The sequence below is a fragment of the Actinoplanes sp. TFC3 genome (assembly GCF_001553785.1).
In the GTDB taxonomy this organism is placed as follows: Bacteria; Actinomycetota; Actinomycetes; order Mycobacteriales; family Micromonosporaceae; genus Actinoplanes.
This window is the reverse complement of the sequence record NZ_LOJP01000010.1, coordinates 1-10,576: the sequence shown is the minus strand read 5'-3', so window position 1 is coordinate 10,576 and position 10,576 is coordinate 1. Positions and strand designations below refer to the sequence as shown.

Annotated in this window: 12 protein-coding genes; 10 read left to right on the top strand and 2 right to left on the bottom strand. The window is 65.2% G+C overall.

Translation table 11 applies throughout. The features are described from left to right. Positions 1–193 precede the first annotated feature (193 nt). The 6 genes from TFC3_RS33745 to TFC3_RS33720 all read left to right on the top strand — a co-directional run bounded on the left by TFC3_RS33745 (position 194) and on the right by TFC3_RS33720 (position 5,249). Positions 194–631, top strand: coding sequence for a hypothetical protein (locus TFC3_RS33745; RefSeq protein WP_161952732.1), 438 nt, complete (start codon positions 194–196; stop codon positions 629–631). Next, positions 571–969, top strand: a complete 399-nt coding sequence (locus TFC3_RS33740) for a hypothetical protein (protein WP_067510309.1) — start codon at positions 571–573, stop codon at positions 967–969. The genes TFC3_RS33745 and TFC3_RS33740 overlap by 61 nt, the downstream gene beginning before the upstream one ends. A gap of 6 nt (positions 970–975) precedes the next feature. Beyond that, positions 976–2,187, top strand: coding sequence for a tyrosine-type recombinase/integrase (locus tag TFC3_RS33735; protein WP_067510307.1), 1,212 nt, complete (start codon positions 976–978; stop codon positions 2,185–2,187). A gap of 294 nt (positions 2,188–2,481) precedes the next feature. After that, entirely contained in the window at positions 2,482–3,849 is a 1,368-nt protein-coding gene (locus TFC3_RS33730) for a hypothetical protein (RefSeq protein WP_067510305.1), read from the top strand. 44 nt (positions 3,850–3,893) lie between these two features. Beyond that, entirely contained in the window at positions 3,894–4,088 is a 195-nt protein-coding gene (locus tag TFC3_RS33725) for a hypothetical protein (protein ID WP_201787315.1), read from the top strand. Positions 4,089–4,241: 153 nt separating this feature from the next. Next, the gene (locus TFC3_RS33720; protein ID WP_236718630.1) at positions 4,242–5,249 is read left to right on the top strand and encodes a tyrosine-type recombinase/integrase; all 1,008 of its coding nucleotides are present in this window, start codon (positions 4,242–4,244) and stop codon (positions 5,247–5,249) included. Positions 5,250–5,352: 103 nt separating this feature from the next. Here the strand turns inward: TFC3_RS33720 and TFC3_RS36590 are convergent. After that, positions 5,353–6,248, bottom strand: a protein-coding gene (locus TFC3_RS36590; RefSeq protein ID WP_236718631.1) for an IS5 family transposase whose coding sequence is annotated in 2 segments (ribosomal slippage) — positions 5,353–5,870 and positions 5,870–6,248 — 897 coding nt in all. Because the reading frame shifts where the segments join, the coding sequence is not laid out codon by codon here. Between TFC3_RS36590 and TFC3_RS33705 the strand changes: the two genes are divergently transcribed. Further along, positions 6,247–6,594, top strand: a complete 348-nt coding sequence (locus tag TFC3_RS33705) for a helix-turn-helix transcriptional regulator (protein WP_067510297.1) — start codon at positions 6,247–6,249, stop codon at positions 6,592–6,594. The two genes, TFC3_RS36590 and TFC3_RS33705, sit on opposite strands and share 2 nt — an antisense overlap. Before the next feature lie 347 nt (positions 6,595–6,941). Continuing rightward, a complete protein-coding gene (locus TFC3_RS33700; protein ID WP_153040626.1) occupies positions 6,942–8,156 on the top strand; it encodes a hypothetical protein in 1,215 nt (404 codons plus the stop codon). A gap of 25 nt (positions 8,157–8,181) precedes the next feature. On the opposite strand, the gene TFC3_RS33695 is transcribed toward TFC3_RS33700, so the two are convergent. Continuing rightward, positions 8,182–8,895 carry a hypothetical protein gene (locus TFC3_RS33695; protein WP_067510293.1) on the bottom strand — a complete coding sequence of 238 codons (714 nt, stop codon included), beginning with the start codon at positions 8,893–8,895 and terminating at the stop codon, positions 8,182–8,184. Positions 8,896–9,184: 289 nt separating this feature from the next. On the opposite strand from TFC3_RS33695, the gene TFC3_RS39870 reads away from it, so the two are divergent. Continuing rightward, positions 9,185–10,087: a hypothetical protein gene (locus tag TFC3_RS39870; protein ID WP_067510291.1), complete on the top strand. Its 903-nt coding sequence runs from the start codon at positions 9,185–9,187 to the stop codon at positions 10,085–10,087. Continuing rightward, on the top strand, positions 10,021–10,576 hold a 556-nt coding region (locus tag TFC3_RS33685), incomplete at its 3' end, for an ATP-binding protein (protein WP_161952733.1). The genes TFC3_RS39870 and TFC3_RS33685, both read left to right, overlap by 67 nt.

Below are 10,576 nucleotides of genomic sequence, written 5' to 3'. Positions count from 1 at the left end.
CTCCACAGCCGGAGGCCTTCACCCGTTCACGACATCAGACCTTGATCGTCAGATCGTGTCGTCACACAATCTCGACCAACCTCCCTGGACAGCACACTTAAGCGGCTCCGACGAGGCGGGCAAAGCATGGGGGCCACCGGGGTTGAGCCCGGGACTGCGGCAGCGCTTGACCCAGGGCCTCGGCGTGATGATCGTGCTCCGCGCGGTCCGCCCCACCTACACGTGGCTATCGGGCAGCCGGCTGCTGGGTGTCTACGCGGCGTTTCGCCAGCGCAACCAGGCCGACGCGGTCGCCGAGCTGGGAGTGCAGATCGCGGCCCGCATCGACGGCGGGGAACACGCCACCGAGGCGCTGAACCTGCTGACCCGCATGGTGATCGTGACCGGCAAGAAGCTGCGCCGGCTCGACCTGGCCGACTTCACCACCTACGCGACGCAGCGCCGCAACAGCGCCGTCCTGGCACCGCGCTGGCGTTCGCCTACGAAGTCCTGCACGGGCTCGGCGGACTTGCCGGCCACCCGCCGACCATGCGGCAAGCCCGAGCCCGCGGCCAACTGTCGATCGCGGAGATGGTCGACCGCTACCCGATCGCCTACAAGCCGGTCCGCGACGTGTTCGTGCACTACCTGACCGAACGCGCCGCCATGCTCGACTACGGATCACTGATCAACCAGGCCCAACTGCTGGTCTCCCTGTTCTGGGTCGACCTGGAACGGCACCATCCCGGCATCGACTCCCTCGCCCTGACCGACGAGATGACCCAAGCCTGGAAACAACGCGTCCGAGTGCTGCCCGACGGCGAAGCTCGTCGCGGCGTGCACACCGTCATGTTCGTCGTCCGCTCGTTCTACCTCGACCTGATGCAGTGGGCGTTGGAGGACCCGGCTCGGGGGGCGGCGTGGGCCGCGCCGTGTCCGATCACCGCCGCCGATGTCCGCGGCTACGTCAAGGAGACCCGCCAGCGCTAGGCCCGCATGCAGCAAGGCACCCGGAACCTGATCCCGGTCCTGCCCCAGCTGGTCACGGCCGCTCGCGAGCACCTTGACCACGCCCGCCGGCTCCTGGACACCGTCCGCGACGCCCGTCCCGCCCAGCAGTTCGTCATCGATGGCATCCGTTACCAGTGCGCCAGCCGGGAACGCAGCAAATGGCAGTCGGGCACGCTCTACGTCACCCGGCCCGACGAGCCGAAACCGCGGTTCGACGCCGCACGGCTGGAAGACAACGCGTTCTGGACCTGGGCCGCCGTCGAAGTGCTACGCCGCACCGGAGCCCGCATCGAGGAACTCCTCGAGCTGACCCACCTAAGCCTGCGCCAATACAAGGCTCCCACCGGCGAGATGGTGCCCCTGCTGCAGATCAGTCCTTCGAAGACCGACCTCGAACGCGTCATCCCCGCAGACCTGGACCTCGTCGCCGTGCTGGCCCGCATCATCCGACGCATCAAAGCCGACGACGGTAAGGTGCGGTTGCTGCACCGCTACGACACCTACGAGCCCACATTCGGGCCGGCCCTGCCGCACCTGTTCCAACGAGTCACCCACCACCGGCTGCGGGGCATCCCACCCGACCGGATCCGAGAACTCCTCGCCGAGCTCGCCCAGCGCGCGAACGCCGTCGACGTGGACGGCACACCGCTGAAGTTCACACCACGCGACTTCCGCCGAATCTTTTCCACGGAAACCGTCAACAGTGGCCTACCAATCCACATCGCAGCGAAATTGCTCGGCCATCTCGACCTCAACACCACGCAGGGATACGTCGCTATCTACCCGGAAGAGGTCATCGCCGGCTACCGCCGGTTTGTCGACCAGCGCCGCGCTCAACGCCCCAGCGAAGAATACCGAGAACCCACCGACACCGAATGGATCGAGTTCCGCGATCACTTCCAACTCCGCAAAGTCGCGCTCGGCACCTGCGACCGCCCCTACGGAACGCCCTGCCAGCACAAGCACGCCTGCGTCAGGTGCCCAATGCTCCGCATTTCGCCGTCGCAGGCGCCCCGCCTACTGGAAATCGAACACAATACGCGTGAGCGGCTGGGTGAGGCGCGCCAAATGCAGTGGCTCGGCGAAGTTGCAGCCCTGGATAAGAGCCTCCGCCACATCGCTAAGAAGAAGCAGCAGGTCGACCTGCGCCGCAAGCAGGCTGATGTCGGAGAGGCAGGCGTCGAAGCGCTCGACTGATCTCACGCCGGCACATCAAGAATACTAGCCATGGCACATCAGTATGACGTTCCGCCGTCCGCTTCGCCGTCACGAGCGGCGCGATGACACATGGCTTGTCCGCCATGTAGGCAATTCACGGGTGGGAACCAGCCAGCGGTCTGAGGCGTGTCTCGATGCAACCGATAGTTGGCGGAAGTCGTTGCCCTTCGCGCGACCCACAACCATGCATGATCATTTCTGCAATATCGCTGGACGGCCCAGTCAGCCATTCGGCTGATATTGATCTAGACGCGAACGCGGTAACCATGCAGCATGGACCCTATCAAGGCGACTAGTTATTCACCCTGGACGCGACCTTACTACTTCTCGGCTGCGGATGGCGGTATCGAGCACAACATAGCGGACCACTCGTTCACGTTCGAAAATAGTTTGGTTTACAGCATTCTATTCCAGCAGGGCGGCATCATTCTTCCGGACATCTTCTTCTTCAACAACGAAGCGATACTGAGGCATGTCACCCAGCCTGGCGGTAAGTGGTCATTCCTGCAAACCGCACTTCGATACGGCCTCGTCACGCCAGCATTCCGAGGTGAAGCGACCGATAGCTTCAAAGCCGGGCTCAGCGCAATTGGTGAACAGAATGTTTTGGGCCTCGAAAGGACCCAGTATGAGAGGGTGGGAACTACGCCCCTGAAGGTCGCTGAAGCACTGGATGAAGCACTTGTTGGATCGTCGTTTGCTCGGCGTGCATATTGGGAAAAGGACATGGGTGCCGAATTTGAGGTGTACCTCAATCGCCTGTTCGCATTCAACGAGCTTCCCCATGCCATCTTCGGGCGCCAGGCTGAACTCTGGGCCGAGACGGCCGACTTTCGTCAAAGTGTCCTGTCCGCAGCGCGGGACGCAACCGTCTCCGCCGACCCGGAACAACGGCCGGGAATTCGACGAGCGGAGGTGTGGAACGTAATGGGCCGGAAGCTCGGTATTCTCGACGACAACGCCAAGTTCGACAAGCCTAGACAACTGATCGAGGAGGTTAAGAAGGGTCGAGACAGAAGCACTTTCGAACGAGTGCAATTTTTGGTAAATCTTGTAAATGTCGCCTACGAGAACAGCCAGGCCGATGCGTTCAATGCGAACCGGCACTCCGTCGCTGCCCTTACGCCTACCGCCATGGCGATCAGCGAGAACGTTGATCGAGAGTATCTCATGCCGTCGCGACTGGAGTTGGAGATTCGCGTGCCTAGTCTTCGTAGCATCCTGGAGGCTCCACCGCACAAGGTGCTAGATGTTTACAGATCAGGGATTGCAGATGAGTACTTTGCCAAACGGCGACTCTGGATCGAGAATACGTACCCTGAGGACGATACGCGCAAGTCCGAGGAGGTCGTCACGGCCGCAGATGCGTACGCCCGCGAGTTGTGCAAGGTCGTACCCGGCACTAGGTCCAGCCTGACTTTTGTCGTCGGAGGCAGCAGCGCCGCCACGCTCCTGAAAGAGGTAGGCAACAGCTACCTGGGATATATAGGAAATGTCCAACCGTCACTCGCGATTTACGCGTTGGTGTTCGGAGTGGGTGGGGCCGCGACATCATACCTAGTAACGCGCCCACGGCGACCGCGCCATCAGCGGATTTCTCTCCAGCGACCGCCGACAAAATATCCCGAGCTCGGGAGTTGATGGACCTGCGCCAGCTATGGCGTCTAGCTAAGCCAACAAAGTTGGTGCGGAGAAGGATCTTCGCCTCGGGCGGCACCGAGGCGTTCCTGGAAGGCCACGTCCACGCGTTCACCACGCTGGGTGGCGTCCCGACCGGCAAGATCCGCTATGACAACCTGAAGGCTGCGGTTGCGCGGGTGCTCGGCTTCTCTCGCCAGCGGGTGAAGACGGCCCGATGGACGGCCTTTCGGTCTCACTAAACCTGTGTTGCCGTGAGTTCCTGCAGCCAAATGTCCATCGTGGCCAGCCTGGAGACCGGGCTGACCTGGGCGCAGGGCTGGACTCCTGATCTTCGATGAATCTGAGATCCAGTCTCAGGATTCCTGAGATGTCCATCGGGAAGCCGATGGTCATTGGGGATTTTCGAGCTGGAGACCGCTGTGTCGGTGGCAGTGGTCAGGGACCTGCGGGCGCATCAGCGCCTGGACGGACCCGGCCAGATCGCGGCGATTGAGCAGGATCTGCTGGCCGAGTTCGTGCTGGCCCGCTCGTCAGCGGGGATCACCGACGCCACGATCCGAGCCGATGTGGCCGCGGTCGAGGAACTGCGAGACTGGCTCGGCCGGCCGCTATGGGAGACGACGCCCCAGCACATCGACACCTTCTTCGGCCGACATCTGCGCGAAGCGATGCCGGGCATGAAGGTCCGCAAGGCCGCCGGGTTCGCCGTCTACTTCGAGTTCCTCGAGCTGCGGCACAAGCCGGACATCCACGCCGCGACCGGGTTCGTGGTCGAGTCCCCGCTGGACGAGGTGAACCGGCCGCGCGGCGGCACCCACGGTCGGCTGCGGATTCCGCCGACATCGCGGGAGGTCACGCAGCTGTTCACCGGCTGGCAGCACGGGCTGGATTCCGCTCGCAAGTACGCGCCGGCGGTCCGCAACTACACGGCATTTCGGCTGGTCAGCTTGATCGGGCCGCGGGTGTCGGAACTGTCCCTGCTGCGCATGGGCGACCTGCGCTGGCAACTGGGCCGGTTCGGCAAGGTTCTGCTGCGAGGCAAGGGCAGCAACGGCCGTAAGAAGAAGGAACGTCTGGTTCCGCTCATCAACGGTTCGCGGGAACTGCTGGACTGGTGGGTGCACGGACCGCGGTGGGAGTTCGACGACCGAGTCAACGACCCGATGGCGCCGCTGTTCCCGTCCGAACGCCGCCGGGCCGACGGCAGCAGCGGCTTCGCGACCACCGACATGCTGCGCGACGGACTCGTCGAGGCCGTCTCCGCCCACCTGCCCGCGCAGACCGGCCGGTTGTCGCCGCATCTGCTGCGCCATTTCGCTGCCTCCGACCTCTATCGCAACGGCATGGACTGGTCGCTATCCAGGAGATTTTGGGGCATGCCTGGCTCAACACGACGATGATTTACGTCCACGTCGACAAGACCCACATCGAAGACGCCTGGGCCGGTGCCGGCCAGCGGGCCGCGAACCGTTTCGGGAGCCGACGATGAAATGGAACCTGCGCCTAGGCCGTGTCCTGTAGGTCGGCACGCAGCCATAACACGATGGCGGCGATGATGATCTCTGAGCGGTAGTAGGCGACGCGTTTGGCGTAGCGGGTGGCGAGTGCACGGAATTGTTTGAGTCGGTTGAAGCAGCGCTCGACGACGTTGCGGCCGGCGTAGTGCTGGGGGTCGAAGGCGGGTGGGCGTCCGCCGCGGGAGCCTTTGGCTTTGCGGCGGGAGATCTGGTCGCTGCGTTGCGGGCTGGTGAAGGCGATCCCGCGAGCTCGCATCGCTGCTCGGGTTGACGGGTGGGAGTAGGCCTTGTCGGCCAGGACCCGGTGGGGGTGTGTGCGAGGGCGGCCAGGTCCGGCACGGCCGACCGCGACCTGGTCCAGCAGGGGCAACAGGTGCGGGTTGTCCCCGGCCTGGCCGGGAGTCAGGATGACCGACATGGGTAGTCCGCGTCCGTCGACGGCGAGGTGGATCTTGCTGGTCAGTCCGCCGCGGGATCGTCCGAGAGCTTCTCCGTCGACGGCGAGGTCTTCGACCCATTCGGTGGTGCAGCCCCTTTTTTCCGGGCCCCGGCAGAGTGCTGGTGGGCCCGGACGGAGCTGGAGTCGACGCTGAAGGTCCATTCCACGTTCCCGATGGAGTCGTCTTTGACGATCACCTCGTCGAGGATGCGTTCCCAGGTGCCGTCCGCGGTCCAGATCCGTAGCCGCTCGTGCGCGGTTTTCCAGGGCCCGTAGCGTTCGGGCAGGTCTCGCCATGGAGCGCCGGTTCGAAGCTTCCACAGGATCGCGTTGATTACCTGACGGTGATCACGCCACCGCCGGCCGCCACTCTCGACCGGCGGCAGCAGCGGTTCGATCCGGCCCCATGCCTTATCGGTCAGCTCACACGTCCCACCATAAATGCATGATCACCGATACCAGGCCAGAACCCCTACAGGACACGCCCTAGCCGCCGCGCAACGCGACATCTGGAAGGCCTCGCAGCTGCAAACGATGCTCGCGGACGCCGGCCTGGTGATCAGCGCCGGGAAGATGTCGCACTTGTGGTCGAGTCAGCCGGTGACGATCCGGCTGGAAGACTTGCAGATCATCTGCACGGTGCTGGGCTGCATCCCGAACGATCTGCTGGTGCTGGAAGACATTCCGCTTTCGATGTCGCGTCCGGCCGAGGCGGCGCCGTTGCGGGCCGTCGCGGGCGATGCACCGATCCAGCGGCGGCACGCCGGCCGTAGCAAACCCCCGGTATGACGGCAACAGGATCACCTCGTCGCCGCGGAAAACGCGTCTACCGGGGCCCGGCGCGCAGCTGCGAGCAGTGCCTGGCCTGGGGTGTGCTGCGCCAGCGGCTCTGTCGTGGCTGCGAAGCCTTCGCCCGCAAGAATCCGCTCGGCCCCTGCCGGACCTGCGCTCGGGAAGCCGTCGTAGTCGAGGACGGAGTCTGCCGGCTCTGCCGACGGCAGGCCAGCTTGATCGCCGGACCTCACTACAAGATTGCCCTGGATCTGACCGTTGCGGCCGAGACCGGCCAGCAACTGTTCCTCGCCGGCTTCTCGCCGCGAGCAGCCAGGACGCGCTCAAGGCCTGCAATGTTGCCGGTGACGATACGGCCCTCGGTGGCTGCACCGGCGCGGTCGGCGGGCTGGGAGCAGCCGGTCCTGGTCGACGCGCCGCGCGACTGCCGATACGCCAGCAGCCTCGACCCCCCTCGCGATCCCGGCTTTCTGCAACGGGTGCTACGCCAAGCGGATGTCCTGGCCGAGCACAACGGCTGGCCGCCACGCACTCTTCAACAGGTCCGCCGCGGCCTGCGCATGATCGCCAGCTGTCACGAACCCGGTGAGACTGTCAAAGCCAGCACTGTCACCGCGATGAGCCCGCACGGCGTTCCCGGACTGCGCGTCCTCGAGGTCCTGTTCGCCGCCGGCGACCACCTCGTCGTCGTCGACGACCGCACCGACTCGCTCACCGTCTGGATCGACGCCAAGTTCTCCACGCTGCCCTCGCGGTTGCGCGACGAGCTCGACGCCTGGATCACCATGCTGCGACACGGCACGCCTCGCCGCCGGGCCCGGCCCCGCATCACCGCCTTCACGCTGCTCGCGGCCGTCCACCCGTTCCTGATCGAGACCGCCGACCGCTACACCACGCTGCGGCAGGTCACCCGCCAGGACGTGCTCGACTGGCTCGACGGCCGCAAACATCAGACCGGCGACGCCCACGCCCTGCGCGGCCTGTTCGGCGTGCTCAAAGCGCAACGCCTCGTCTTCGCCGATCCGCTGACCCGGATACACGTCAGTGGCCGGAACCCGAGCACACCGGCTGCACTGACTGCGGACGCACTGCACGCCATCGGCGATGCGGCCCGCAACGACCCGGCCCTGCAGACCGTGGTCGTGCTCATCGGCGGCCACGCCCTACGCCCTCATCAGGTCCGTAACTTAACGATCGACCAGGTCGATCTGCCCAACCGGCGCATCGACCTCGGCGCCGGCCGCCGACTCCTGGACCTGTTCACCGCCACCGCGCTGACCGGCTACCTGAACTACCGCCATGAGCGCTGGCCGGATACCGGGAACCCGCACCTGCTGCTGACCCGACGCACCGCCCACGAACGCGGGCCGGTCAGCACCTACTGGCTCACCCGCCTCTTCGACGGCCTGTTGGCCACCGCCGCTCAACTCCGCGAGGACGGCATCCTGGAAGAAGCCCGCGCCGTTGACGGCGACCCACTGCACATCGCCGCCATGTTCGGCCTCACCGCCAAACCCGCCCTGCGCTACGCCAAGACCATCTGGCGTGAGCCCAGTTAATGACATACCTGCTGCGACCACGAATCTAGGAGTCGTCGCTCGGTGGGTCGGGGCTCAACACATCCTTGATCTTGTCGTTCGTCAGCGGCACATACTCGCCGTCCACGACATGACCACCGCCAAAGATCTTGGCGAAGAGCTCAGAGGTCTCGTTGCCAAGAACAGAGCCCTCAGCCGTGAGCATCTGGTTGATGGTGTTGGTGACTTCGCGAGCCGTTAGCTTCTCCATCGCAATCTTTAGCTCGGGTAGACCGGCGTCGTCCTCGACGTCCGCGTTGGACAGGATCCTCATTCTGTCGGCGATGATCGCCGCGGCCATCAGGATCTCGAGGAGATACTGCTGAGCTTCTGCGCTGCTCATGCTGGTTCGACTGCCTTCAAGCGCGACGTCCACCTCCCTGCAGAAGGCTTCAGCGGCCGCACTTGGAATGCCAGGAGCAGCATCGTGGTGCTGTCGCGTGACCCGCTTCCACCCGGTCCGAGCGGCGGTGAGCGCTTCGTCGTCCCACCAGCGCCTGATGCGAGGGGCAGCAGCAACCCCGCCGATGAAGCCCGTTGCAAGGAGAACAGGCGCTCCGATTGCTAGGACTTTTCGCAGGTCGACCTTCGAGAACTCGGCTTGTCCCAAGATCCCGTTGTCCCCCAGGAAAAACCCGCGGAACGAGCCGGGTGTGTTTCTCGAAGACACCAGGTCGATGTCGTCCGGCTTCAAAGCCCGGTACAGCTCCCACCAGCGCATTAGGCTCTCCGGTTTGGTCTCGGCCCAGTCTGCGGGTGAGGTTAGCAGCCAAGATATGGGCGCTACTACGACAAACTCACCGGTCCCAAGCTGGCTGCTGGGAGCCAGTTCAGCCAGCTGAGGCTTCGGTATTTATGAACTCACCGGGGATCGGCATCGACGCCTTCTACTGCCAGCCGGGACTGCAGGGCGCTCACGGGAAGGACGGCGTCGAGGACAGATCGGCTGGTTCCGCCGCAACCACCTCGTCCCGGTCCCGCAAGTCGACTCATTCGAGCAGCTCAACGCCATGGTCGACGAATGGGATGCCGCTGACGACGCCGGGCGCATCGGCACCCGCCCACACACCGTCGGCGAGCACTTCGCCGTCGAGCGGCCGCTGTTGGCGCCGCTGCCGGACGAGGCGTTCGAGACCGGCACCTGGCTGACCCCGCACGTCGACCGGTTCAGCCAGGTAACCGTCCGCACGAATCGCTACTCCGTGCCGGTTCGCCTGGTCGGCCGGCAGGTCCGGGTCCATCTGCACGCCTCCGACCTCGTCATTTATGACGGCCGCAACCCGGTGGCCCGGCACGAACGGCTGATGGCCAAGTCCCGATCCCGGCTCAATCTCGACCACTACCTGGAAGCCCTGCTGCGCAAACCGGGCGCGCTGCCCGGAGCGACCGCGTTGGAGCAGGCGCGGGCGGCGGGCAGGTTCACGCCGGTGCACGATGCCTGGTGGGAAGCCGTCCGCCGGGTCCATGGCGACGCCGCCGGCACCCGAGCCCTGATCGAAGTGCTGTTGCTGCACCGGCACATGCCCCACGACCACGTCGCCGCCGGCCTAGCCACCGCGGTCCGCGCCGGAGCCCTCACCGCCGACGCGGTCGCGTTGGAAGTCCGCAAGTTTGCCGAGACCGACGACCACCGGGCTCCGGACGGCTCGACGATGCGGCACCCGGCCGGGAACGTGTTGTCGCTGACTGAGCGGCGGCTGGCGCAACTGCCACCGACCGGCGGCCGCTGCCCACGGTCACCGCCTATGACGAGCTTTTGCGCCATCGCCGCACCGTCGAAGGGACCGCGCCATGACACGCCACCGAGCAGGCCGCTGACGCCGCCGTCGACTCCGCCTGCCGACTTCTGCGGCTGCCCACCATCAGATCCCAGTTCACCGACCTGGCCGAGGCCGCCGCCCGCGATCAGATGACCTACCGCGGCTTCCTCGCCGAACTACTGATGGCCGAGTGCGACGACCGGGCCCGGCGCCGCTCCGAACGCCGAATCAAGGCCACCGCGTTCCCGAGGGACAAGAGCCTGCGCACCTTCGACTTCGACGCCAACCCGAGCGTCGACCCCGCCGTCGTCCACACCCTCGCCGCCTGCGACTGGGTGAAGAAGGGCCTGCCCCTCTGCCTGGTCGGCGATTCCGGCACTGGCAAGTCTCACCTGCTCATCGCCCTGGGCAAGGAAGCCGCGATGGCCAGCTTCCGCGTCCGCTACGTGCAGGCCACCAAACTCGTCAACGAACTGGTCGAGGCCGCCGACGACAAGATTCTCGCCAAGACCATCGCCCGCTATGGCCGCGTTGACCTGCTCTGCATCGACCTATGCCGAGACCGCGACTATGCCGAAGATTCTCCGCGCGTGCTGGGTGAGCCGCTTGGAGGAGAGTCGCTTGTTGGCATAGTTTCCTCTC